Source organism: Clostridium sp. KLE 1755, from assembly GCF_000466465.2.
Taxonomy (GTDB): Bacteria; Bacillota; Clostridia; order Lachnospirales; family Lachnospiraceae; genus Eisenbergiella; species Eisenbergiella porci.
This window is the reverse complement of sequence record NZ_KE992671.1, coordinates 163,601-189,159: the sequence shown is the minus strand read 5'-3', so window position 1 is coordinate 189,159 and position 25,559 is coordinate 163,601. Positions and strand designations below refer to the sequence as shown.

At 50.7% G+C, this 25,559-nt stretch carries 21 protein-coding genes and 1 pseudogene; 18 read left to right on the top strand and 4 right to left on the bottom strand.

The annotated features are described in order from the left end of the window. The first annotated feature begins 10 nt into the window (after nucleotides 1–10). The 6 genes from HMPREF1548_RS06485 (at nucleotide 11) to HMPREF1548_RS06460 (ending at nucleotide 6,239) form a co-directional block, all read left to right on the top strand. Nucleotides 11–799 (top strand): class I SAM-dependent methyltransferase, encoded by a 789-nt coding sequence (locus tag HMPREF1548_RS06485; protein WP_055725874.1) that lies wholly within the window; start codon nucleotides 11–13, stop codon nucleotides 797–799. A gap of 162 nt (nucleotides 800–961) precedes the next feature. Continuing rightward, on the top strand, nucleotides 962–1,531 hold the full coding sequence (locus HMPREF1548_RS06480; RefSeq protein WP_021635079.1) for a GNAT family N-acetyltransferase: 570 nt from the start codon (nucleotides 962–964) through the stop codon (nucleotides 1,529–1,531). A gap of 65 nt (nucleotides 1,532–1,596) precedes the next feature. Continuing rightward, nucleotides 1,597–2,901 carry a glycoside hydrolase 5 family protein gene (locus HMPREF1548_RS06475; protein WP_035321292.1) on the top strand — a complete coding sequence of 435 codons (1,305 nt, stop codon included), beginning with the start codon at nucleotides 1,597–1,599 and terminating at the stop codon, nucleotides 2,899–2,901. A gap of 117 nt (nucleotides 2,902–3,018) precedes the next feature. Continuing rightward, entirely contained in the window at nucleotides 3,019–3,861 is an 843-nt protein-coding gene (locus HMPREF1548_RS06470) for an AraC family transcriptional regulator (protein ID WP_021635077.1), read from the top strand. Between the two features lie 360 nt (nucleotides 3,862–4,221). After that, nucleotides 4,222–5,208: a hypothetical protein gene (locus HMPREF1548_RS06465; RefSeq protein ID WP_021635075.1), complete on the top strand. Its 987-nt coding sequence runs from the start codon at nucleotides 4,222–4,224 to the stop codon at nucleotides 5,206–5,208. A gap of 134 nt (nucleotides 5,209–5,342) precedes the next feature. Then, complete coding sequence (locus HMPREF1548_RS06460; RefSeq protein ID WP_035321289.1) at nucleotides 5,343–6,239, top strand: AraC family transcriptional regulator; 897 nt, start codon at nucleotides 5,343–5,345, stop codon at nucleotides 6,237–6,239. A 40-nt stretch (nucleotides 6,240–6,279) separates the two neighbouring features. Here HMPREF1548_RS06460 and HMPREF1548_RS06455 read toward each other — a convergent pair whose 3' ends face one another. Beyond that, the gene (locus tag HMPREF1548_RS06455) at nucleotides 6,280–7,554 is read right to left on the bottom strand and encodes a helix-turn-helix domain-containing protein (protein WP_035321288.1); all 1,275 of its coding nucleotides are present in this window, start codon (nucleotides 7,552–7,554) and stop codon (nucleotides 6,280–6,282) included. A 280-nt stretch (nucleotides 7,555–7,834) separates the two neighbouring features. Here HMPREF1548_RS06455 and HMPREF1548_RS06450 point away from each other — a divergent pair, with 280 nt between their 5' ends. The 7 genes and pseudogenes from HMPREF1548_RS06450 (at nucleotide 7,835) to HMPREF1548_RS06420 (ending at nucleotide 13,732) form a co-directional block, all read left to right on the top strand. After that, on the top strand, nucleotides 7,835–8,479 hold the full coding sequence (locus HMPREF1548_RS06450; RefSeq protein WP_021635072.1) for a cobalamin B12-binding domain-containing protein: 645 nt from the start codon (nucleotides 7,835–7,837) through the stop codon (nucleotides 8,477–8,479). Nucleotides 8,480–8,505: 26 nt separating this feature from the next. Continuing rightward, a complete protein-coding gene (locus HMPREF1548_RS06445; RefSeq protein ID WP_021635071.1) occupies nucleotides 8,506–9,048 on the top strand; it encodes a DUF2284 domain-containing protein in 543 nt (180 codons plus the stop codon). Nucleotides 9,049–9,074: 26 nt separating this feature from the next. Then, on the top strand, nucleotides 9,075–10,097 hold the full coding sequence (locus HMPREF1548_RS06440; RefSeq protein ID WP_035321286.1) for a uroporphyrinogen decarboxylase family protein: 1,023 nt from the start codon (nucleotides 9,075–9,077) through the stop codon (nucleotides 10,095–10,097). Nucleotides 10,098–10,108: 11 nt separating this feature from the next. Continuing rightward, nucleotides 10,109–11,599 (top strand): ASKHA domain-containing protein, encoded by a 1,491-nt coding sequence (locus HMPREF1548_RS06435; protein ID WP_051358330.1) that lies wholly within the window; start codon nucleotides 10,109–10,111, stop codon nucleotides 11,597–11,599. A 66-nt stretch (nucleotides 11,600–11,665) separates the two neighbouring features. After that, nucleotides 11,666–12,649, top strand: a complete 984-nt coding sequence (locus HMPREF1548_RS06430) for a uroporphyrinogen decarboxylase family protein (RefSeq protein ID WP_035321284.1) — start codon at nucleotides 11,666–11,668, stop codon at nucleotides 12,647–12,649. Between the two features lie 370 nt (nucleotides 12,650–13,019). Then, nucleotides 13,020–13,295 (top strand): annotated as a pseudogene (locus tag HMPREF1548_RS06425) (glycoside hydrolase family 2 TIM barrel-domain containing protein); the annotation flags it as partial. A 29-nt stretch (nucleotides 13,296–13,324) separates the two neighbouring features. Continuing rightward, nucleotides 13,325–13,732, top strand: coding sequence for a hypothetical protein (locus tag HMPREF1548_RS06420; RefSeq protein ID WP_035321280.1), 408 nt, complete (start codon nucleotides 13,325–13,327; stop codon nucleotides 13,730–13,732). A gap of 81 nt (nucleotides 13,733–13,813) precedes the next feature. Here HMPREF1548_RS06420 and HMPREF1548_RS06415 read toward each other — a convergent pair whose 3' ends face one another. Further along, entirely contained in the window at nucleotides 13,814–14,680 is an 867-nt protein-coding gene (locus tag HMPREF1548_RS06415; RefSeq protein ID WP_021635065.1) for an AraC family transcriptional regulator, read from the bottom strand. 242 nt (nucleotides 14,681–14,922) lie between these two features. Here HMPREF1548_RS06415 and HMPREF1548_RS06410 point away from each other — a divergent pair, with 242 nt between their 5' ends. From HMPREF1548_RS06410 to HMPREF1548_RS06395, 4 genes are all read left to right on the top strand, one after another. Beyond that, on the top strand, nucleotides 14,923–15,867 hold the full coding sequence (locus tag HMPREF1548_RS06410; protein ID WP_035321347.1) for an ABC transporter permease: 945 nt from the start codon (nucleotides 14,923–14,925) through the stop codon (nucleotides 15,865–15,867). 27 nt (nucleotides 15,868–15,894) lie between these two features. Further along, nucleotides 15,895–16,818: a carbohydrate ABC transporter permease gene (locus tag HMPREF1548_RS06405; protein WP_021635063.1), complete on the top strand. Its 924-nt coding sequence runs from the start codon at nucleotides 15,895–15,897 to the stop codon at nucleotides 16,816–16,818. 49 nt (nucleotides 16,819–16,867) lie between these two features. Next, nucleotides 16,868–18,514: an extracellular solute-binding protein gene (locus tag HMPREF1548_RS06400; protein ID WP_035321278.1), complete on the top strand. Its 1,647-nt coding sequence runs from the start codon at nucleotides 16,868–16,870 to the stop codon at nucleotides 18,512–18,514. Nucleotides 18,515–18,580: 66 nt separating this feature from the next. Continuing rightward, nucleotides 18,581–19,753 carry a glycoside hydrolase family 183 protein gene (locus tag HMPREF1548_RS06395; protein WP_021635061.1) on the top strand — a complete coding sequence of 391 codons (1,173 nt, stop codon included), beginning with the start codon at nucleotides 18,581–18,583 and terminating at the stop codon, nucleotides 19,751–19,753. A gap of 50 nt (nucleotides 19,754–19,803) precedes the next feature. Here the strand turns inward: HMPREF1548_RS06395 and HMPREF1548_RS06390 are convergent, their stop codons facing one another. Continuing rightward, nucleotides 19,804–21,597: an ABC transporter ATP-binding protein gene (locus HMPREF1548_RS06390; protein WP_021635060.1), complete on the bottom strand. Its 1,794-nt coding sequence runs from the start codon at nucleotides 21,595–21,597 to the stop codon at nucleotides 19,804–19,806. Then, nucleotides 21,590–23,305, bottom strand: coding sequence for an ABC transporter ATP-binding protein (locus tag HMPREF1548_RS06385; protein ID WP_035321277.1), 1,716 nt, complete (start codon nucleotides 23,303–23,305; stop codon nucleotides 21,590–21,592). The genes HMPREF1548_RS06390 and HMPREF1548_RS06385 overlap by 8 nt, the downstream gene beginning before the upstream one ends. A 390-nt stretch (nucleotides 23,306–23,695) precedes the next feature. Between HMPREF1548_RS06385 and HMPREF1548_RS06375 the strand changes: the two genes are divergently transcribed. Beyond that, on the top strand, nucleotides 23,696–25,549 hold the full coding sequence (locus HMPREF1548_RS06375) for a sensor domain-containing diguanylate cyclase (protein WP_021635057.1): 1,854 nt from the start codon (nucleotides 23,696–23,698) through the stop codon (nucleotides 25,547–25,549). Nucleotides 25,550–25,559 lie beyond the last annotated feature (10 nt).

The window sequence follows — 25,559 nt, the reverse complement described above, 5'->3', positions numbered from 1 at the left end:
GGATGCAATTGTGTGTAATGAAGAAAAAATAATTGCAGCATGGAATGCGGAAATGTATGAAAAATATGAGACAGAGACAGATGACGTGGACTTTCTGCTGTCTGTGATTGGTTCAAAGCCTGTGAGAGTATTGGAGGCAGCCTGTGGAGGCGGGCGTATCCTTGTACCGCTGGCGCAGGCAGGACATGCTGTAACAGGTTTTGATATTGACGATTGCCTTCTTGAAAAAATAGGGGCAAAGGCAGAAGGACTTGATAATATTGTCTGGTATAAGGCTGATGCAGTAGAAGATGCTTGGGGGAGCGGATTTGATGTTGTAGTTCTTGCAGGAAATATTCTGTTTAATATAATGTCGGAGACAGACTATGCTCAGGCGCAGCAGCAGATGATTCGGAGGGCTGCAGGAGCGCTGGATCCGGGAGGCCATATTTATATCGACTATCAGTTTTCAATGCATCCCGGGCTGTTGTTCCGGTCATCCGGTGAAATGGTAATCTGGGAGGGAACCGACAGCGAAGGCAATTCAGGGAAAATGTTCCTGACGGAACAAAGCTTTGAGGAATCTACAGGAATGCTTTCGTTTGTCCGTAATTTTGACTTGATACTGAAGGACGGAAGAAGATTAGAAAGGAAGATTCCTTCTAAGAAGCATTATATACAGTTGGAACAGCTGCATGACTGGCTGGATTCTGCTGGCTTTGCCATAGAAAAAGAGTATGGAGACTATGCTGGAAATCCAATAGGAGAGACAACCGGCAGAGCCATTCTATGGGCAGTAAAAAAATCCGTGGGTAAATAATGAGTGAAATGGATTCCCCGTGATCATGCGGCACATGGATTCTGAAGGTGTTGAAGGGGATCCTTGCCGGAAAGCCTCATGTAGAGGTTATTACGAAGGATATGATGAAGAAACAGGACAGGTAGTGTTCCTGGAGGAACAGCTTGGAATAGGAGAGGCCTTATGAGAATACAAGGAGATAATATCTATCTCAAAATGCTTGAGCGCAAAGATTGTAAAACCTTATGGAATGACTATGAGTATGATTTTAATAATCCGACGGAAGAGTTTAATATAGGGCATTCCGATGAAAAGGCAGAGAAATGGTTTGATGAGATTCAAAATCTACAGGGAAATACAAATGTAAGACTCGGGATTTTTCTTGCTAATGATATTGTGATTGGAGATATCGCACTTCAGGATATTGACCGAATTAACAGAAATTGTTCTATTGGCATAGGAATTGCCAAGATAGTTAACCGTTCTAAGGGATATGGAGGAGAGGCAGTAAGGCTGATGCTTGATTATGGTTTTACTTATCTGGGCATGGAGCGCATATATGCGAATACTTTGGATATTAACACAGGGGCACAGAGAATGCTTGAAAAAAATGGGTTATGCCTGGAAGGTATTGAACGAAAAGTTAAGTATCTTAACGGAGAGATGCATGACAGATTGCATTATGCTATCCTGAAAGAAGACTATTACAAATATTTCGTGAAAGGTATTACACTTGGTGGAGTCAAGGGATGATGAAGCGTATGTAACTTTGATTGTACGATTGTATGAGTGCATAAGGTGCACGGACAGGAGCTATGATGAAAAAGACAGTTGATTATCAGAAACTGCGTGGGTTCAACTATACACAGCCGGATGCTGTGAATGACAGGGATTTTTGGGCTAATTACCATCATGATATCGTGGATAGGGATATGGGGTATGCTGAGAGGCTTCATCTAAACAGCGCCCGGATTTTTCTCAGCTATGATTTTTACAAGGAAAATCCCGACAGGTTCCTTGCCAACGTAAAGGATTTTGTACAGACGGCATGGAAACATGGCATTTCTACAAACCCTATTATTTTTATGGGGTTCCGGTTCCGGGAGGATGAGCTCCCGCCGGGTGGATTTATGTTAGAAGCAGGGTTAAGGCCGATTTATAAAACGCTGGAGGATCCCGCCAGCTGGCAAATCGGCGAGAGGTACTTTGACGCACTTTACGAGGCAATCGGTCAGGAGGAAGGACTTCTGTTCTGGGATATTGCAAATGAGCCCGGTTATACGGACAACTTTGTAACATGGTATGACGAGGAACCTGTTTATGTACAGGATTATCAGGAACGTCCCGATATGGAGACACTCCGTTACAGGCAGGAAAAAACCTGGGAAATCGTCCGGCATTTCTGCAAATATGTGAAAAGTAAGGATCCGGATCATGATATCGGCGTCGGCAATATTTTTATTTACGAAACAGAGGCCAGCAAAACAGCTGAGCTGGTCGATGTAATTGTGTTCCATGATTATTCCTCAACCCGTAAGCGTTTACGTGAAGCACTGGAGTATGCGAAAAAAATGGGAGAAAAATATGGCAAGCCCGTACTCGATAACGAAATGTGCTGTCTTGCAAGAGCTAACCCCTATGATATGTCTATTGAGCTTCACAACGAATATCAGACTGGCTGGTATCTGTTTGAACTGATGATTGGAAAAGATATGTGGTCGCGCGTACATGGGGTGGTTTATCCGGATGGCACGATCCGGGATCCTTCCATTGTTTCCGCTATCTCCGGCTTTTTCCGCAACAGGGGCGAGAGTGCCGTCCGTTCTGATGTGAATCAGGAGGATTATGTGAGGAGAGCCTGCATACTGGCGCAAAGAACCCTGCATGCCGCAAGGCAGAATCAGGGATTTGATCACAGTAACGATGTGGAAAATCTGCTGGAAGCCTGTGAATATATTGCCAATCTGTTGGAGGCAGGGGAATTAGTCCCCATGGCTTATCCGCCTACTGCCAGGATTGCATCCTACAGAAGGCAGCAGCATGTGGAGGCCTATGAAATTGCGGACTATCTGACAGAATTGCTTGAAACGTTGAAAAAAGCATGCCATGTTATAGATATTTGAGACTGAGCTTAAAGGGGGCTGGCAAAGGGACACGTTTTTCGTCAAATAATGAGCATGAATTAACGAGCGTATTATGCTGCGATACGATAGACTGAATATGGAAGGAGGACGGGAGATATGGATTGGCTGACACAGATGAATGAGGCACTTGACTATATTGAATCTCATCTGACAGATGAAATAGACTTAGATGAGATTGGACGCATAACCGCATGCCCGGCGGGATTATTTCAGCGAATTTTCCCTAAAATCATCGGTATTCCGCTTTCAGAGTATATTCGGCGTAGAAAATTGACACTTGCAGCGTATGATCTTCAAGTATCTGACTGTAAGGTGGTGGATGTTGCGATGAAATATGGATACGAAACTGCCGATGCGTTTACCGTGGCCTTTAAACGAATGCACGGCATCAACCCTGCGGCAGTAAAAGAGAATGGCGTCAGTTTAAAAGCATATCCACGTCTGACCTTTACACTACTTGTAAAAGGAGTAACGGAAATGAATTATCGTATTGAGGAAAAAGAGGACATTCGCACCGTAGGAGTTGTCATTAAAGCATCGCAGGAAAATAATCCGATACCGGACTTTTGGGGAGAGTGTTATGAAAACGGCACAGCGGAAAAACTCTGCAAAACATCTCCGGGCAAGCCGCTGATTGGTATATGCTGCAACATGAATAACGATGGAACATTTAATTACATGATCGGTATTGAGACAACGGCCGCAGTGCCTGACGGTATGAGCGAGCTGATAATTCCCAAATCGACATGGGCAATCTTTGAGTCCGTGGGTCCAATGCCGGAGGCGATTCAAAATGTATGGCAGAGGATTTATTCTGAGTTTTTGCCTCAGGGTATCTACAGCCATGCGGGAACCCCCGACCTTGAAGTGTATTTTGAGGGGGATAATTCGGCCTCCGATTATCGCTGCGAAGTTTGGATTCCTGTAGTCAAAAAATAGGACGCCATTATTGGAAAAGGGGCTGTGAAAAAACAGACGGAATAAAAAAGAGGATTTTCAATTCACACTTTCGGTTGAAAACCCTCTTTTTTGTGTAAACGATTTCCATCTGCATTTACGGCTCTGCTTCTGGTATAGTGCCGAATTCATCCGTTTTTTTCTGTCCAATCGGACACAAGATTCCATTTATAAATCAAAGTAATCCCATAAGACAAATTGGAAAATTCAGTAAGTCCATGTTTAACCATTACAGCAAAAATATTAGACAAAAATGTAGAATACGGTTGCCCGGTGTCGAATTAACAGCTATAATTGAATGACAGACAGGATTTTATACATAGCTTACGGAACAGAGGCTGTGTGAAAGAACACGAGAAAAAAGCAGAAGCGAAGAAAGGAAAAGCTTTAAAAGAAAAAGCTTCAGAAGGAAAAACTTCAAAGCGAAAGCAGGGACAGGCCCTGGCTTCACAGCAAAACATTGAACAGGCTGAAAAGACCAACTGGCACCATGAGGATCTGGCCATGAAAACGGCGGCGCAGTATTTTGGGGAGGAACTTCTTCCGTTGCTGGAAATCCGGGGCGAGGTGGAATATATTGTACCCACCGAAACTGTTAAATTGGAGACCAGACAGTTTTACCAGGATTTTAATTATGCAATGAAGGAAGGTAACTGGGTGCATCTGGAATTTGAAAGTGATGAAATCACCCGGGAGGATCTGAAACGCTTCCGGGAATATGAAGCAGCTGCCAGCAGAGCCTATAAGGTTGACATAGTTACCTATGTTATCTGTTCTGCCGATGTTAAGGAACTGCTCTGTGAGCTGAAAGCGGGCATTAATACTTACCGTGTTGAAGTTATCCGGTTGAAGGGAAAGGATGCGGATCGCCTTTTCAAGGCTATCGAAGAAAAGAAGGCAAAAGGCGTGGCATTGACGAAAACGGATCTTGTACCGCTCCTGCTGACACCCCTGATGTCAGGGAATCTGGAAATCGGGGAGCGGATTATAAAAAGCCTGAAAATCCTGCATATGGCAGAAGCGCCCATAACCCAGTTGGAGCTGGAAAAAATGCAAGCGGTTCTATATACTTTTGCAGATAAGTTTCTGGATAAAAATAAGTTAGCTAAGGTGAAAGAGGTTATAAGAATGACACTGCTAGGAGAAATGTTGATTAATGACGGAATCGAACAGGGGATTGAAAAAGGACGCGAACAGGCGCTGCAGGTAGTAATAGAAATCTGCGAGGAGTTGGGCCTTACCTTTGAGCATACAGTAGAAAAGGTGGAAACACGGTTCGATAAGGAGCCACGATCTGCAAGAGAAATTGTAGAACGTTACTGGAAATAATAAGCTTCCGTGAAAATGCGTCCCAGTCACAGGTCTCCGGTTATGGCATGGATCCTGCACTCCATCGCATTAAAAGTCAGGAAGAAAACACAGTTCTCCGATATGATGGGTACATACGGAAGGGAGATGAGAAAATGAACTGGATAAACGATCTGCAGAAGGCAATCAACTACCTGGAGGATAATCTGACGGAGGACATCAGCTATGCGGATGTCGCCGGCCAGGCCAATTACTCGCCATATCATTTCCAGAATGTATTCAGTATTCTGTGCGGCTGTACACTGGGAGAATATATCCGCTGCCGCAGGCTGACTCTTGCCGGCAAAGAGCTTGCCTCGACGAAATGCAGGGTGATCGATGTGGCGTTGAAGTATGGCTACGATTCTCCGGACAGCTTTGGCAGGGCGTTTTCCAGATTTCATGGGATTACGCCGTCACAGGCCAGGCTGAGCGGGGCAAAGCTGAATTCCTTCTCCCGTCTTTCCGTAAAACTTATTTTAGACGGAGGAAGCACGATGAATTACAGGGTTGAGACAAGAGGAGAAATTGAGGTTATTGTCAGAAAGAGGAACTTTTCCGATAATTTGGAGGAGAACAACAGGCAGTTGCCCGCATTCTGGGAGGAATGCAGGCGGGATCAGACGCTGGATAAGCTTTCTGCCTATCAGGCGGCGGAGGATATTTTTGGAAATGCCCTGATTGGCATGTGCCTGAGTGAGAATGCACAGGAGAAAGAAATCACTTATGCGATAGGCGCAGGCTATCATGGGGAGCCGGTGGGGGAAGGGCTGAGTGTGGAACGGATCGCGGCAAACACCTGGGTGGTTTTTGAAGGCACAGGCCCTATGCCCGGCGCATTCCAGGAGCTGCAGAAAAAAGTATATTCCGAGTTCTTCCCCGGAAGCGAATACCGGCCGCTTAGCGGCATGGATATCCAGGTATACCCGCAGGGCGACATGCAGTCGCCGCAGTACCGGTGCGAGCTCTGGATTCCGGTGGAAACGGATAAGCAGTTCCGTAAAAAAGGATGAGTGATTCCGACAAACAGTTAAGTAATTATAGCAGGGGGATTCAGGCTTTCTCGGGAGCCTGGATCCTCCTCGTTTTTTTCCCGTATTCCCCTGGGGAAAGGCCGGTAATGCGACGGAAGACCTTGGTAAAATAGCTTTGATCATCATACCCAACCATCTGGGAAATGTCCGTCAGGCGGTATTCTCCGCGGCGGATCAGCTCCTTGGCTTTGGTGATGCGCACATTGTTCAGATACCGGTTGAAGGTGGTTCCGGTTTCCTCTTTGAAAATGCGGCTCAGATAATCGGGGGACAGGGAAACGGCGCGGGCGGTATCCTCCAGCGTCAGGTGCTCCGCATAGTTGGTCCCTATGTGCTGGATGCATTTATGTATGATATTGGCATGCTTGGCGTCAGGGTAGGACTGGATGCTGTCCATAAAACGGTCAACCGTATGGTACAGCCAGTTGCTCAGGGCGCTGAAGCTGCCCAGGGAGGGGATGGTTTTCTGGCAGATATGGTTAAAGAGCATCGTCTCTTCTTCATCCGCCCCGTTTTCCGCCGCAGTCCGGGAAATCATGACGATAAGCTCCGAAGCCCTGGATTTCATCCAGTCCAGCCGTCCGCCTCCGGAAGCCAGAAGGGCGGCAAGCAGTTCCTTGAGCTGCTTGCGGGAGCTTTCCCGATCCCCGTGTGAGATTGACAATAGCAGGGCGCGTTCCTTTTCAAAAGGATAGCGGGGCGGGGCGTCCTGGTTTTTCAGGCCGGAGATATAGGCGCTGATCTGCCCCTGCAGAAGGTCGGAACGTTCGGCCTCCAGAAGCCTGTTTTCAGCGGAGACGTTATTCATGAAGCCGACGGCCATAAAAAGAAGAACAGACAGCTCCTGCACTTTTGTGGGCGGCATCTGCGGAACCTCCTTAAGAAGCCGGATCAGCTCCGTACGCGCTTCCTGAGTGAGCGGCAGATTGTCGGTGAGTTCACAGTCGATAAAGTCCTGGAAATCCACCATCATAAACGGCCCCACGGTGATCTTGGCGGTACTTTTCACCTCGCCGATGATAGGGGAGACAAAGCAGGTCAGTCCCAGGGGGCAGAAATAAATATACTTCCCGCCGAAACGCTCCGCCTCAGTCATTCCATAGTTATGGGCGCGGATACAGTTCTCATGGGGAAGCCCCGCCGCCTCGCACAGCGTACAGCTTCCGCATCCCTTCCCATGTTCATAAAAAATATGTCCGGCCGTATCCGAAACCGTACAGCCAAGCCCTGTGGACACCGAAAAAGCCCGTGCGCACTCCTGGGCCAGCTTGTGATCAAACGTATCCTGCACCATTAAAGAAGCCTTCCTTTGTAAAATACCGTGTAATTGTTCTATAAATTTAAGTGATCGTTCTATAAATTTAAGTGATCGTTTTATAAATTCAAAGTAATCCTTCGATCCATCCATAGCACCAATATTGCTCTATCTGCATTATGCCCGTGAATTTTTGGTATGTCAAGGAAACAGGTCGGAAAATTACCAAAACGGGCGAATAACTACAAGGAAAAAGAAAAGGAGGATGCTATAATCAGGGCAAATAATGTAGTCATACTCAGTAAGGAGGATTTTTTTTATGGCTGTCTTGGAGGAAATTTCACAGAATCTGCAGAGAGGCAAAGCGAAGATAGTAAAGGAACTGGTACAGCAGGCGATTGATGAAGGAATCCCTGCGAAGGAGATCCTGGAGAAGGGACTTCTGTCCGGTATGGATATTATCGGGGAAAAATTTAAAAATAACGAAGTTTTTGTACCGGAGGTGCTTGTGGCGGCCCGCGCCATGAATATGGGAGCTTCCCTGCTTAAGCCTCTGTTAGCTGACGGGGACAATACCTCGGCCGGCAGGGTCTGCATCGGAACCGTACGCGGTGACCTGCATGACATCGGAAAGAACCTGGTAAAAATGATGATGGAAGGCAAAGGCCTGGAGGTTATCGATCTGGGAACGGACGTATCTCCTGAAACCTATGTGGAAACAGCGGTTTCCCAGAACTGCCAGATCATCTGCTGCTCCGCGCTTCTGACAACTACAATGTCAGTGATGAGCGATGTGGTAAAAGAAGCTGAAAAAGCCGGAATCCGTGATCATGTAAAAATTATGGTGGGGGGCGCGCCTGTAACAGAAGCCTTCTGCGAACAGATCGGCGCTGATAAATACACAGCTGATGCGGCAAGCGCTGCGGATGCTGCTGTGGAAATCTGCAGGAGCCTGGCAGGTTAAGGAAAACGGCAGACAGCGGGGGAACTATGGAAAAAGAAGCATTGAGAGAAGAAGTGCTGCGCCTGGGAGCTTACCGGGCGGAATTTATTGAGACGGAACGGATTGAGGCGGATGCTTCCTTCCGCAAGCTGTGCGAATCCAACGCCTGCGGCAATTACGGCAGGAGTTACATGTGCCCGCCCGATGTGGGAGAGGTGGAAACCCTCATGGGCAGACTGAAGGATTATCGTCTCGCCCTTGTTTACCAGACAGTGGGAACGCTGGAAGACAGCTACGATTTTGAAGGAATGATGGAGGCCGGAAAACGGCATAATGACCTGGCGCAGCAGGTGCGGCGTCTGACGGAACAGCTTGACTGTGAGAAGACGCTTCATCTTGGGGCCGGCGGCTGCAGGGTGTGTGACGTCTGCGGTAAAAAGACAGGCGATCCGTGCAGGCATCCGGAGCAGGCAATGTCTTCCCTGGAGGCCTATGGAATCAACGTTTCAACGCTGGCTGCGCAGTGCGGAATGCGCTATATCAACGGCAAGGATACGGTAACCTATTTCGGCGCCGTGTTCTTTTCATAAAGCCGGGAACCGGGAGGATGGAGTTCATGAGTAGAAATATGAAGCAATGGCTTGCGCAGTTAAGGGAAATGCCGGAAAAAAAGGCGCTCCCCGTTTTATCCTTTCCTGCTGTGCAGCTGATGGGAATCAGCGTAAGGGAACTGATTTCCGACAGTGACAGACAGGCGCAGGGAATGAAGCTGGTTGCGGACAGGACAGACGCCGCGGCAGCGGTGAGCCTGATGGATCTTTCGGTGGAGGCGGAGTGCTTCGGTGCGCCGATTTCCGTAAGCGATGATGAGGTGCCGACGGTAAAAAGCAGCGTCGTATCCACGCCGGAAGAGGTGGAAGCGCTTGCAGTGCCGGAAATCGGCGCCGGAAGGACGCAGATTTACATTGACGCCATTAAGAAAGCGGCGAAGATGATAGAAGACAGACCCGTGTTCGCCGGGATTATCGGGCCGTACTCCCTGGCGGGAAGGCTTTTAGATGTGACGGAAATCATGTTTTATTGTTATGATGAACCGGAAATGGTGCAGCAGCTTCTGGATAAGGTGACGGAATTCCTGATTGCCTACGGACAGGCATATAAGGAAGCGGGAGCGGACGGCATCGTAATGGCGGAACCGCTGGCAGGCCTGCTCTCACCGGCGCTTGCAGAAGAATTTTCTGCGCCTTACGTCAAACGGATCGTGGAAGCGCTTCAGACGGAGGATTTCCTTGTTATTTATCATAACTGCGGCAACAGCACCATCCAGATGATAGATTCCATACTGGATACGGGCGCCGCGGCCTACCATTTCGGCAACGCCATCAATATGGCGGAGATGATGACCCATATCCCGCCAGATACCATAGCCATGGGAAATGTTGATCCAGCGGGACAGTTCCGGAACGGGACGCCGGAAAGCATCAGGGAGGAGACCTGGGCCATTATGGAGGCCTGCTGCAAATATCCTAACTTTGTCATTTCCTCCGGCTGTGATATCCCGCCGCTGTCCAAATGGGAAAATATCGACGCCTTTTTTGAAGCGGTGCAGGAATTCTACGAAAAAAAGCGGATGGCATGAGGATGCAGGACATGGAAAAGGTAACGGTAAACGGCCGGATTTTTCAGACGGAAAAAGGAACGGTGTTGGCAGATGTCCTCCGGGAAGCCGGAGGTTTGAAAATGCCCTGCGCAGGGAAGGGAATCTGCGGCAAATGCAGAGTCCGGGCGTCAGGGCTGCTCAGCGAACCGGATGAAACGGAAATAAAAAAGCTTACCAGGGCGGAGCGTGAAAACGGCATCCGCCTTGCCTGTCGTACCCGGGTGCTGGGAGAATGTGAGGTGTCCTTTGAAGAGGAGGCTACGCGCCAGACTCCGGAGGAAGCGCTTTTGGGGCTTCAGCCTGTGAGGCCTTTGTTTGAAGGGCTGGGCGCTGCGGTGGATATCGGTACGACGACGCTGGCGGCGGTGCTGTTTGATAAAAACGGCTTCCGGGCAAGGGCCGGGGCGGATAATCCCCAGTCTGTTTTCGGAGCGGATGTGATTTCCCGGATGGAAAAAAGCATGGCAGGGGAGCGGGAGGCGCTGGCCCTGTGTATCAAATCGGGGCTGACGTCCCTTTTGGAGGAGCTGGCAAATAAAGGCGGCTGTTCCCCGGTAGATATTGATACTTTGGTGCTGACCGGAAATACGGCCATGCTTTATTTTTTTACCGGAAGGGATCCTTCCGCCCTTTCCCATGCGCCCTTTGCCGCGGACTGGCTGGCCGGGGAATGGCTGACAGCGGAGCAGCTGGGTCTGCCGGGGATACAGGCGAGGGCCTGGCTGCCGCCCTGCGTGTCCGCTTTTGTGGGAGCGGATATTACCACGGCCATGCTCAGCGTACGGACGGAAAAGCCCGGAAATGACCGCCTTCTTGTGGATATCGGGACGAATGGGGAGATTGTGCTGTGGAGACAGGAAGGAATTTTCTGCTGTTCCACAGCGGCAGGGCCGGCCTTTGAAGGGGCGGGGCTGAAGATGGGAATGCAGGGAACGGACGGCGCGGTTGCCCATGTGCGGGTGGCGGAGAACGGGCTTGCGGCTGAGGTGATAGGCGATAAAGAGCCGATGGGCATCTGCGGCAGCGGCGTCATTGATGCGGTGAGCTGCCTGCTGCAGACGGAGGATCTGGATGAAACCGGCTATCTGGAGGATGAGGAAGCGGTGATTGCCGGGGAGGTCCGTCTGTTCCAGGAGGACATAAGAAAGGTCCAGCTTGCCAAAAGCGCTATCTGTGCCGGAATCAAAACCATGCTGCACCGGGCGGGCATGCAGCCGTCGGAGCTGCAGGAGCTGTTGGTTGCAGGGGGCTTTGGCAGCTTCATCCATCTGGAGAATGCGATTGCCATCGGGCTTTTGCCGGAGGTGGAGTTGGGGAAAATTACGGTGACGGGAAATGCGGCGCTTATGGGAGCGGCCATGCTGCTGCTGGATAAGGAAAAGCTGCCGGAGGCGGAGCGGCTGGCAGCGGTGGCACAGACTGTGGATCTGGCGTCGGATGCGTTCTTCAAAGAATGTTATATGGAAGGAATGCTTTTTTAAAAGCGCTTGTAACTGTTGGATTCCTTCACAGTTACAAGCGTTTTACTACTAAATGGGGATTATAAAATGACGAACAGAGAGAGATTTATACGGACCTTAAAATGCGAGCCCATCGGCGGCCAGGTGCCCACCTTTGAGCTGGTCTTTTTTCTGACCATGGAGGCCTTCGGCAAGGTGCATCCCTCCCACCGTTTTTATGAGCAGTGGAACCAGATGAGTTACCGGGAGCGCAGCCTTCATATGAATGAAATGGCCCAGCTTTATATCGATACGGCAAAAAGATATGGCCACAGCGCTATTTTTATCCATCCCAATCCCGGGGACGTTGAGAATATCCAGTGGCTGCTGGAGCTGATCCGGGAAAAAAGCGGGGATGAATATTACATAATGATGCACGGCGACCCCACCTGGGCCATTCCTGACGGAGAAAATATGATGGAATTTTCGGCCAGAATGTTTGATGAGCCGGAGAAACTGAATGAGGAGAGCAGGATCCGGGTGGACAAGTCCCTGGAGCTTGCCGCAAAGCTTGATGAAAAAGGGCATCTTCTGGACGGCTTTGCGCTTTGCTCGGATTACTGCTTTAATGTGAATCCGTTTTTCAGCCCGGATTCCTTTGATGAACTGATAGGGCCTTTCCTGAAGGAGGTCATTGCGGAGTACCGGAAGCTGGGGTATTATACCATCAAGCATACGGACGGGAATATCATGCCGATTCTGAAGCAGATCGCTGACTGCCGGCCGGACGCCATCCATTCCCTGGATCCCCAGGGAGGCGTTTCCATCCCTGAGGTGCGTAAGATTGTGGGGCCGGATATTGCGCTTGTGGGCAACGTTAACTGCGGGCTTCTGCAGACGGGCACTGATGAGGAATGCCGCGCGGATGTGCTGCGCGCGCTGCGGGAAGGCATGGCGGCGGGCAGGGGATATATTTTTTCCACCTCCAACTGCGTTTACACCGGCCTGCCTCTGGAGCGGTACGAAATGATGATGGACCTGTGGAGGCAGTACGGCAGCTACGATGCTTATGAAAAAAAGCTGAAACAGTAAAAAAGGCGGCTGGGTAACGGCTTGAAAATCCTGTGTGAAGTATCGCGTGAAGTCGCCCCTCTTGTAAATGTACCGTCGGTCGGCTAAAATGGAGCTATCGATGACGGGGAGGGGAATGCTATGGATATGGAAACCTGGTTTGCGCCGGCCATTGAAATGGGGCGGCTGGTCCGGCAGTACCGGATTGCGCAGGAGGACGAAAAAGAGGAACTGGAGCGTCGGATCCAGAATTCCGCGTATATCTCCCGGTTAAATACGATGCAGAGCTTTAACAGCGTGGATTTTTTACGGGGGATAGTGGAGGAGGATGCGGGCGGAGGCAAAGCTGAAGGAGAAGGAGAGCGGAAGCTGCGTCAGCCTGGGCAGCAGCCGTTTCGGCTTCAGGCAGGCCCGGTTTACACCGGAAGGATTTTTCCTGAACGGCGTGAAATGCAAACTCATCGGCCTGAACCGCCATCAGTCATGGCCCTATGTGGGCTATGCCATGCCGGAGCGGATACAGCGCCGGGATGCGCAGCTTCTGCGCCGGGAGCTGGGCTGCAATGTGGTTCGCACCAGCCATTATCCCCAGTCCAGGCATTTCCTGGATGCCTGCGACGAGCTGGGACTGCTGGTAATGGAGGAGATTCCGGGCTGGCGGCGCGTTACAACAGGGAAATATCGGGGCTTATCGGCATGGTGATCAAATCCGCAGGCGGCTGGGGAGAAACGGAAAACAACCTGGTGCTGGAGGGATGGCTTGGGGACCGCATCGTATGTAGAAAGGAAGTGGGTGAAAGCCGGTATGCCGCCGGAATCACCGCCAGGGCTGATGATACCGTCCTGTACGCAGACGGCGATACCTATGACGCCACCCGTATTACGGTGAAGGCGGTGGACAATATGGGAAATCTGCTGCCCTTTACCCAGGAATGTGTGGAAATCCGACTGGACGGCCCTGCCAGGCTGCTGGGCCCTGCGCGGTTCCCCCTTACCGGAGGCGTATCCTCCTTCTGGATCAGAACGGTGGGAAAGACCGGCACGGTGCGGATAGGCGTGTTGGGGGTGGAAAGCAAAGCAGAATGTACAGTTGATGTGAAATAGGGGAAACAGGAGAAAACTATTTCAGATTATGGATGCTCCGGAGGCCATGGGATTGCGTGGCCCGCCGGAGCTTTTTTGCGCCTAAAAATCAGCTCGTGTGTATTCGGAAGGCGTGATATTTTTATAACGTTTGAAAACCTTTACAAAATAGCTGGCATCGTGGAAACCGCAGTCAAAAGCGATTTCCGTAATCGTTTTATTCGTATAAGACAGCTGCTCGCAGGCGGCCTCCACACGGTAATAATTCAGGTAATCCAGTGGTGTGCGGTGGGTCAGCTCCCGGAAATAGCGGCAGAAATAATTGCCGTTCATATTTGCGCAGGCGGCAAGGTCGGAAAGCCGGATATCTTCCGCATAGTGCTCATCTATAAAGGTAAGCACATCCTTCAGATGCAGCACTTTTTTCTGGGTGCTGAGAGCGGGTGCTTCGGAATAAAAATGGTTCTGGAAAAGCTGGCCGAACAGCAGGAAGGTATAGCCCTGCAAAAGAAGCGTATAGCCCTCAGGCTTGAAACGCAGCAAATCCAGCATACTGCAGAGAATATCGTTGATTTGCGTGCATGCTGCAGGAAAATAATTATGGATAAGTATTTTCTGGTTCAGAAGGTCGAAGATTTTATGCTCATAAACTCTGGTGGATGAGCCGGACTGAAAAATAGTATCCAGATCCATCAGCAGACATTCATAACAGCAGCTTTGTGCTTCCAGGGGCGCGCCGCCGTGGGTGACGCCTGAGGAAATAAAAGCGCTGTCTCCGGGAGAAAGCAGCAGTTCACAATCTTCCAGCTGCAGCCGGAAATGCCCGGAGAAAACATGGACGATTTCACAGAGGGGATGCCAGTGATAAGGCATGGTGTAGCGGGGATGAATATAAGTAACATGGTAGAAAAAATAGGGGAAGTCCTGGCTTCCATGTCTTTGCTGCTCCGGATAGTCCAAAAATTTCATAAAAAAACTTCCTTTCCTTTTTCGATGCGGGCCCTAACCATATCTATATTTCCTTACTATAACACGAAAAGTGAATTTATTACCAGAAATCACTAAAATTTTACAAGAAGAAAAGGCTCCGGCACATTAAAATAATAGTATGCACAAGCGGAAAGGCCTGGGAGGAAACGTTTGTAAGTCCTTTCCAACTATGGATGGATACTATATCGCAGGAAAGCCTGCGGTATGCGGGAGGTATAAAAATGAAAAAGACAGTAGCTGCCATGAATAGCAGAAAAAAGAACCAGACCTGGAAACTGATGAAGAGAAACTGGTGTCTGTACCTGTTTCTGGTTCCCGCCGTGGTGTTTATAGGAATATTCTGCTATGCGCCGATGTATGGCGTACTAATGGCCTTTCAGGATTATTCGCCGGGGAAAGGGATAATGGGGAGCAACTGGGTGGGGTTAAAATGGTTCCAGACCTTTTTCCATCTGCCCCGTTTCTGGCAGATAGTGAAGAATACACTGGTGGTGAGCCTCTATTCCCTGGTGGTGGGCTTCCCTATCCCCATAGTGCTTGCGCTTATGATAAACAGTGTAAAAAGTACCAGATTCAAAAAACTGACACAGACGATAACCTATATGCCGCACTTTATTTCCACAGTAATTCTGGTCGGTATGATGTCGGTTTTCCTCTCTCCCAGATCGGGGTTTTTAAATCATCTGATTGCTATGCTGGGAGGACCGGATGACCTGTATTATATGGGCAGCGCCTCAGCCTTTGCACATCTTTATGTCTGGTCGGGGATCTGGCAGAACATGGGCTGGAGCTCCATAATTTATCTGGCAGCGTTGGCCGGCGTGGATCAGGAGCTGCATGAGGCGGCCATGGTGGATGGGGCGAACAAGCTGAAACGGATTATCCATATTGATTTGCCCGCCATTATGCCTACGATGGTTATACTGCTTATCATGAACGCAGGAAACATTATGAGCGTAGGCTATGAAAAAGTATATCTGATGCAGAATGATCTGAATCTTACCACGGCGGAGGTGATCTCCACCTATGTTTATAAAATCGGCCTGAAACAGCAGCAGTACAGCTACTCGGCGGCCATAGGGCTGTTTAACAACGCAATAAATTTTTTCCTGCTTGTGGTGGTGAATAAGATATCGAAAAAGGTATCCGGTTCCAGTCTGTGGTAGGAATAATAGGAGACAGGAGGAGACGATATGACGACGCAGGGATCCCTTTCCCGAAAAAAGAAAAAATTCCGGTTTACCCAGGATACGGTTTTTGACATTGTGGTTGCGGCAGCGCTGCTGTTGATAATAGTTATTATGGCATATCCGATTTATTTCGTTTTTGTAGCTTCTTTTTCGGATCCGGCGTATGTCAATAACGGGAGTATGCTGCTGTGGCCGAAGGGCTTTACGCTTTTGGGATATCAAAAGGTGTTCGAGGATGCCCGGATTTGGATCGGTTACGGTAACACACTGATTTATACGGCCGGGGGTACGGCGCTGGGGACACTTGTAACCATGATGGCAGGCTATGCCCTGTCCAGAAAGGACCTGCCCTTCCGTAATACTTTGATGGGTTATTTTGTGTTTACAATGTACTTCGGCGGCGGCCTGATTCCTTTTTATATGGTAATAAAGAAGCTGCAGCTGACCAATACAAGAACCCTGATGGTAATTATCAGCGCAGTGGCAGTCTATAATATCATTATTACCCGCTCCTTTATGGAAAGCAATATACCAGAGGAACTGCGGGATGCGGCCAGAGTGGACGGCTGCGGAAACGGACGGTTCTTTTTCAGAATTGTAATGCCGCTTTCCAAGGCGATTATGGCGGTACTGGTACTTTATATTGCGGTAACCTACTGGGATTCTTATTTTAATCCCATGATATTCCTTACCGACAGAAGCAAATATCCGCTGGCGCTGTACCTGAGGGAGATCCTGCTGACAGCGGCGACCGGGGCCGCCAATTCCATGACCACAGATGCGGATGCGGCGCGCAAGCTGCAGACCATGGTGCAGGTGATTAAATACGGCGTAATTGTAGTATCCACGCTGCCTATTATCTGTGTATATCCTTTCCTGCAGAAGTATTTTGTAAAGGGCGTCATGATTGGCTCTATTAAAGGGTGAAATCAATGGGTGACAATCCATTTTGATGAATAAAGAAGGAGGAATAGTAATGAAAAGAAAAGTACTGGCGATTTTAATGGCGGCGGCTATGACTATGACCGTCATGGCTGGCTGCGGCGGCGCGGCACCGTCGGAAACAAAGGATCCGGGGGCCCAGCCGCAGACCGGAGCCGATGCGGCGTCCGGTGAAAAGACAGGGCAGGAGGAAAAAACCACCTTTAAGATTGCAGTGGTGCTCCATCCCCTGACCAAAGATGAGGATTTTAATAATAAGGAAATCTACAAAAAAGCAGAGGAAGCCACGGGCGTACATATTGAGTGGATTCCCATTGCCTCCTCGGATGCGGAGGATAAGGTGAATATTATGCTGGCTTCCGATTTGCCGGATGCATTTCTCGGTCTGATAGGCGAGAACCAGATTGCGAATAATATGGATTCTTTTGCGGATCTGGCAGCTGACGATGTCCTGAAAAACTATGCGCCCCATGTGTATTCAGACTATGAAACGATTCCGGGCGGCCTTGACCTGGTAACTTGGCCCGACGGCTCCATCCGTTCCCTCATGACAGGCAGACAGACCAGCTATGAAAACGACGCTATGGGCATTATGTTTATGAACAAAGAATGGCTGGACAAAGCAGGAAAGGAAATCCCGAAAACAACAGAAGAATTTATGGATGTGCTCAGAGCCTTCCGGGATGGGGATATGAACGGCAATGGAGATCCTGCAGATGAAATTCCTTTTGAGCCTTCCCAGAGTGACTGGTGCTCCAAAATTATGAATGCGGCAAATCCCTGGGGAATTGCAGGAACCGATTCCGGGGATGAAGAAGCCTATAAGATGGTAAAGGACGGCAAAGTGGTGGGAACCGTCAACACAGATGAATTCAGGAGCTTCCTGGAATTTTCCCATCAGATGATCGAGGAAGGGCTGCTGGATATGGAAGCTTTTTCACAGACCTCGGAACAATACCATGCGAAATTGAACGAAGGAGTGGTAGGCTGTTATTATACCTGGACTCCCAATGGGGACATGAGCGATGCCGCAGCCGCCAATTATGTGCCTGTGGGAGAAATAAGGGCAGAGGACGGACCAGGCTACAAGAAGACCGGTGCACAGGATAAATTTGCGGCCAACCGGACAGGCTTTACCATTACCAGCGCATGTAAGGATGTGCCCAAATTGCTGGAGTGGTGGGATTATATATCCAGCACCACAGAACTGAAATATATCTCCCGTTTCGGCCCGAAGGGCGAGGCCTGGGATGTGGATGAAAACGGGCAGGTGTTCGAAAAGCTTCCCGACAGCCTGACAGATGATTTTACTATTGAAAATTATAAATATACCTATGGCATGGTGGATTACGGCCCGTTGATCAGGAAGGACGAAAATGCAGAGGTACTGGAGGATATTGCATGGACCTCCTGGTATCGGATCGAATGTGTGAAGGAAGTCCATGATTTCTGTATACCGGTGGAAGATCAGATCCCAATCCGGTTCGTGGATCCTGCCAAAACGAGTGAAAGAGCTTTTATGGAAACGGAGCTTTTTTCCTATATTAAGAATTTTACTGCCACAAGTATTCTGGAGGGAATCGATGATGCGGCCTGGGAGGCCCACCTGAAACAGCTGGATGCGATGCAGTATGGCGCCTGGCTGCAGTGGTATCAGGATTTCCTGGATCAGAAATTTTAAACTAAAGTAAGGGAGCAGGAGAGCGCCGGCAGTGTCTTCCGGCCGCTCTCCTGCACGGACAAATGTATGAAAATCAGAGAAATTACAGGAATAGATGGTGACAGAAGAGATTATTATTTGTACCCGAAGGCAGTCCCTCCATATGAAAAATCAGATTATATCGAGCAGGTGCTCCCGGATCGTTTCCGTTATCACAGCGGGGATGGGGATATGTGGCCGTTAACCTGGGCAGAGGATGATATGATTTACGGCGGCGCCGGGGATAACCGGGGCTGCCCTATGAATATCTGGAGAATAAAGACGCTCCGGTTTTTACCGGAAAAGCTGACCTGCACGGGACACTGGTGTATGGATGTAATCAATGAAAAGCCGGTGGATTTGAATAAATACTGCACGCCCGCGGCTCCTTATGTGAAGCCGTCCGGCCTTCTGGATATCGGCGGAACCCTCTATCTGAGCATTGAAGCTCAGAATTATGGGGATAACCCTTATTTTTGCAGACAGAGAAATCTTCATGGCTGGATTGTAAGATCAACGGACGCCGGCAGAAGCTTTGATCCGGAAACGACGCCCCGGGATTTTTTCCGGGGAAGGCTGTCTTCCTGCCATTTCCTGCAGTTTGGAAGAGGCTATTCGGGGGCGAGGGACAGTTATGTATATGCTTATTTTCCCTGTGATTTGGAGGATGGCGGCAGCTATTGGGAAAATAACGACGCGCTGCTGTTGGGACGGGTTCCCAAAGAAAAACTGACTGTGCGGGATTCCTGGGAATTTTATTGCGGGAAGGACTCCCTGCATCCGGCATGGAGCCGCGAAGAAGAGCTGGCCGTACCGGTATTTTCCTATTATAAAATGACCGGAGCCAATCATGTGGCCTATAATGCGGGCATACAAAGATATCTGATGGGAAATTACAGCTTTGTGGATGAGAACCTGAATCCCCGCCCGATTCATCAAATGCGCTATCCGGAATCCCATTACAGCCAGCTGACGCTTTATGAAGCGCCGGAGCCCTGGGGACCCTGGAAGCTGTTTTACCGGGATGACCGGTGGGGCAGCTATGGAGATTATCAGCCCAACTTTCCTGTGAAATGGATGACTGAGGATGGACGGATTGTTTATATGGTATCCTCCGGTTCCTGGGATGATTATAATTTTGTTGTGCAGAAGTTTGCGTTGAAGCTGAAAGGAGACAAAGCGTTTCCGGAAAAAGCGAAATATTTTTCCTATAAATTATAATGGGAAAGGTGCGTTATGGCAGCCGGATTCCCGGACGGGGGAGACGTCTCCTATTCCCCCATCTGGGTCCGGTACATCCCGGCATACCTGCCGTTGAGCTCCATCAGCTCTTCGTGGGTGCCTTTCTCGGCGATCCGGCCATCTTCTATCAACAGGATAAGATCCGAATCCCGGATGGTGGAAAGCCGGTGGGCGATAATAAAGGAAGTCCGCCCACGGGTGATTGTCAGCATGGCCCGGCGGATCCGCTGCTCCGTTACCGTATCCACGGAGCTGGTGGCCTCATCCAGAATCAGAATCGGGGCCTCCTGCAGTACGGCGCGTGCAATGGTGAGAAGCTGGCGTTCCCCCTGGCTCAGGGCGGCGCCGCCCTGGGTGAGTATTGTATCGTAGCCCTGGGGCAGGCGGCGGATGAAGGAATCAGCGCCGGCGGTTTTCGCTGCGGCCCGGATGCGTTCCGGCAAAACGTCCTTATTACCGTAGCTGATATTGTCCCGGACGCTCATGCCAAACAGCGCCGTATCCTGAAGCACCACGCCGAAGGTACGGCGCAGATCCTGCAGCCGGTACTGCCGGAGATCGCGGCCGTCTAACAGGATGCTGCCGCTGTTGACATCATAAAAACGGGTCAGCAGGTTGATGAGCGTGGTTTTTCCCGCGCCGGTGGATCCGACCACCGCCACACGGGTTCCGGCGGGCACGCGGAAGCTTACATCCTTTAAGACAGGTTCCTGCGCCTGATAGCCGAAGGTGACATGGGAAAATTCCACTTCCCCGCGGGGAGCCGTAAGCGGCAACGCGTCCGGCGCATCCGCAGGCTCCGGTTCCTCCTCCAATATTTCGAAGATACGTTCCGCGCCTGCCACAGCCGTCTGAAAGTTATTGTAAATATTTGCAATGTCAACAAAGGGCCTTGAAAACTGCCTGGAATACAGCAGGAAGCTGGAAATCAGCCCCACGCTGATCCGGCCGTAAGCCGCCAGGATACCGCTGACGACCGCCACAATGACGAAATTCAGGTTGTTGATTACATTGGTGAGTGGCATGAGGAAACCGGACCAGATTTGTGCCTTTGTAGCCACCTGGCAGAGCCTGGCGTTGCTTTCCTCAAACTGCTCTGTCATTTCGGCTTCCCGGCCAAAGGCCTTTACCATGTTCTGTCCGGAAATACTTTCCTCCACCTGTCCGTTGAGCTTTCCCAGAATCTGCTGCTGTTGGGCAAACAGCTTCCTCGTATGCTTTGTAATCGTGCGGGTCAGCAGAAAGATAAGCCATACGGATATAAAGGCAATACAGGTCAATGGCAGGCTGAGCCGCAGCATAATGCACAGTATGCCTATAATCGTAAAACCATATGTCATCAGCTGCGTAAGCGAATCCGAAATGGTGGTGCTGATATTGTCCACATCATTGGTCAGACGGCTCATCAGCTCGCCATGCTGCCGGCTGTCAAAGAAGGAAAGCGGAAGTGCTTTCATTTTTTCAAACAGCGTGCTGCGGATATGAAGAATGATTCTCTGCCCGATGGCCGCCATAAAAAACTGCTGTAAAAACCGTACCAGCCAGTCCGTCAGGTAAAGCGCCGCCAGCAGTATCAGAAGCTGCAGCGCGGGGTTACCCGTATCAATGGCGGTTACGGCCGTTCCGATAAGCAGAGGCGAGAGGATGGTTGACGCGCTGGCAACTGCGGAAAGCAGCATCAGCCATCCAAGCCCCTGTCGCTGGCCCTGTGTCAGCTCCCACAGCCTGCGCAGGGTTCCCTTCATATCCTTCGGCTTTACCACCGGCTTGCCGCGCTGGCCTTTTCCGAAGGAGGAGGGCGGCGGCGCCATTTCCTTACTCATGCCGGTCACCTCCAATCTGTGAAGTATAAATTGCCCGATATACCGGACAGCTGTCAAGCAGCTCCCGGTGGGCTCCAAAGCCCATGACCCTGCCGTCCTCCAGGCAGAGGATCCGATCTGTACGCATAACCGTGGAAATCCGCTGGCTGATGAGCAGTACTGTCATGCCCGAGCACTGTTTCCGCAGCATGGAGAGCACAGAGGCCTCCGTGGTGGCGTCCAGGGCGCTGGTACAGTCGTCGAGGATGAGGATTCGCGGATTTTTCAAAAGGGCGCGGGCAAGGGAAAGCCGTTGCTTCTGCCCGCCGGAAAGGTTGACGCCGCCCTGGCCGAGGTTCGTCTCATAACCGTCGGGAAAGCTTTGCACAAAGCCATCCGCACAGGCGATTTGGGCCGCCCGCCTTATTTCTTCGTCTGTGGCATCCGGCTTCCCCCAGCGGAGGTTTTCGGCGATGGTTCCGGAAAACAGCAGCGCTTTCTGAGGAACCACGGCGATTTCAGCCCGCAGCTTTTCCTGGGACAGCAGCGTAACATCCACGCCGTCTACAAACAGCGTTCCCGAGGTAGCGTCATAAAAACGGGGAACCAGATTTACCAGTGTGGATTTCCCGGAGCCTGTAGGCCCGATGATCCCTATGGTTTCTCCGGGCATGGCCGTAAAGGTCACATGCTCTAAAGCCGGCTCCGGCGTACCCGCATAGGAGAAGGTTACATCACAGAAGGAAACGCCGCCCTCCCCGGAGGGGGACTTGGCCTGGGGCGCCTGCTTCTGCGCGGGCTCTTCCATGAGGATTTCCTGAACGCGTCCGGCGGAAGCCACGGCGCGCACGGCCGTATTCAGGATATTGGAAACCATGCCCAGGGAGAAAAGCACCTGGGTCATGTAGTTGACCGAAGCCATCAGCCGTCCGATCTGTCCGTTATCCTGGCTGCCGGACAGCCAGAGCAGAACAACGATGCCCGCATTTACCGTCAGGTTAATCAGCGGCGAAAATACGGCGGCCACCCGCATGGCGGATACACCGGCGCCGGCAAAATCCTCTGCGGCACTCCGGAATTTTTCCCCTTCCTGCTCCTGGGCACAGAAGGCCTTGACCACCCGCACGGAGGATAAAAATTCGCGGCTGACCTCATTGAGCCGGTCCAGCTTACGCTGCAGCCGCCCAAACCTGGGATAGCCAAACCCCATATTGGCCGCTATCAGCAGAAAGGAGATACATAAAATTAAGATCATCATGGGAATCTGTTTCGGTGTCTGGAGAATGATCAGAGCGATTGCGCCGATGCAGGTAATGGGAGCCTTCATCATAATGCGCATGCTGCCGTTGATGAAATTCTGAATCTGTGTCACATCATTGGTGATACGCGTAATGATGGAAGATGGCTGCAGCCGGTCAATATTTTCAAAAGAAAGGGTCTGGACTTTCCTGTAAATATCGCTGCGCATTTCCATGCTGATTTGCTGGGAGGTGCGGCTGGCATAAATGTTGCGCATCACGGCGCCAAGGGCGCCCAGGGCGGCGATTCCCAGCATCATTGCGCCGTACATCAGTATTTTGGAGATGCTTTGTCCTTTAACCCCGTTGTCCACGATGTAGGACATGAAGGTGGGCTGCATCAGATCCGCCAGCGTTTCCAGGCTCAGGAAAAAAAGAGCCGTGGCAAACATACCGATATGCCGCCGGATATAAGTCAGGATCAGATTCATAAAGCTGCCTTTCCGATGCGGCATCTATAGGAGTGTCGTGCGCATCTTATCATAGTTTTTATTTTATATACGGAGAACCGTTCGTGTCAAGAAAGAAACGCACACAAAAAACTGCCGTGTACATAAAAAACTGCCGCTGCGGATCCAGATGAAAGTATTCCGGGCGGATAAAAATATTCCGGGCAGATAAAAATATTCCGGGCACGCAATATTATTCCGGGCACACAATATTATTCCGGACAGGAAGGGATTGCGCAGTCCTGGAAAAAGGAATAGAATCATTTTATAAATAAAAGCCCTGAAATCAGCAGAAAATTATGGTAACTGTGAAGGAGACTGAACGGTTATAAAATAGGTAGGATAGGGCGCTGGGGTCAGGAGAGGCAGCATATGGACAAAACGAAGGGTAAGGATCTGCACAAAGCAGTGAGAAACCGGGGAATGGTGCTGATAGCAATAGGAACGGCCGTGATGGGATTGGCGGTCTTTTTTTTGCTGCATATATATCAGAACAAGAATGAAGAAATATTCCGCACATTAATAGAGGAAAACCTGACCTCCACCCATCAGGGACAGGCGTCGGACATCAGGGGAATCATCCGGGAAACGGGAGGGCTGCTGGAGAAGCTGGCCGACGTGTACGCAGATACGGCGGAGGGCGGAGGAAGCGGTGCCTATCTGGAGGCCATACGGGAATTGGAATATTTGTATGAGGTTGATTATTACCCGGCGGAGGGGCTGCAGGAGGCGCTGAAGGCGGCCGGACTAACGGAGGGCGGCCGGGAAATCAGGAATCGCCTGGAAAAAGGGGAGACGGTGGTAAGCGATATTTTCCTGCATGGCGGAAAGGAGCCTGTCTATGTATTTTCCATTCTGGCACCGGCGGAAAGGGACGGCAGCTTCACAGGGGTGTTCTGCGCCTATCTGAACGCGGATTTGCTTTTGTGGACCTCGGAAAAACAGAAGTACGATCATGCGGACAATATGCTTTTAAGGCGCGGCGGTGAGCTGATACTGGACGGGAGTGACTATGTGGAGGGACTTTACAACCTGTATGACGATTTGGAGGAAATGAAAATTCCGGTGGCAAAGGTAGAGTTGGTGCGCGATGCCATGCAGTCGGACGAGACGCGGCTGGTGGTGCTCAAAAGCCCGCGGCAGGGAGAATTTTATATGCTGACATCTCCTTTGGGCTATAATGACTGGATGCTCCTGTCCATCACGCATTCCAATGAGGTGAGGGGCTATGCGGCGCCCATTATGAAGAATACGGTATTGCTGGTGGCGGTGCTTCTTATTTTTCTGGCGCTGCTTCTTGGCGGCGGCTGGTGCGTGTATGCCAGGCAGCGGGAAAAAATCCTGCACAGCCAGGCCAGGTATGAGCTTCTGGCGGAATTTTCCGACACCGTGCTCTTTATTTATGACTGCGCCGCCAAAAACCTTGTGTTTACGCCGAATATCACAAGCCGCTACCAAATCCCCAAGTCCGATGTCATCCGCCCCTTTGACGGGAATGCGCTTCTTACGCTGCTGCATCCGCAGGATGCGGAAATTCTGCGGGATATGCTGAAAAATACGGATCAGTTTGGGAAAAATCAGGCAAAAAGCGTAACGCTGCGATTCCTCAACAGGGAAGGGGAGTACCGGTGGATGCGCTGCCAGGGGCAGCTGCTGCAGGATAAGCACGGCAAGCCGCTTTCCGTGGTGGGGAAGCTTTCGGATGTGCATGAAATGAAAGCCAAGGAGCAGGAGCTGATTGAAAGCTCCTCTGCGGATGCCCTGACCGGCGCATTGAACCGGAGGGCGGCGCAGGAACGGATTGAAGAGCTGCTGACGCATGTGCGCTGCGGTTTCCTTTTCATGCTGGATGTGGATGATTTCAAGAAAATCAATGACAGCAGGGGACATACCGCAGGGGATGCGCTTCTGGTCAGCCTTGTGGAGGGGATCAGAAAGGAATTCCGGCAGGAAGATATTACGGGGCGTATCGGCGGCGATGAATTCGTGATCTTCATGCCCGACACCGGGGACGCCGCGGTGGCCTGCCAGAAGGCGGAATCGCTCCTGGCCAGGCTTCCCGCATTAGGAGAAGGAATGTCGGTCAGCATCGGCATCGCCGCGTTTCCAGCGGACGGCGATACCTACCAGGCGCTTTACGAAAAAGCGGACGCCGCCATGTATCAGGCAAAAAGGCTGGGGAAGCACAGATATTCTTTATTCACGGAAGACTCTGCCGGCAGCTGAAATAGGCTGC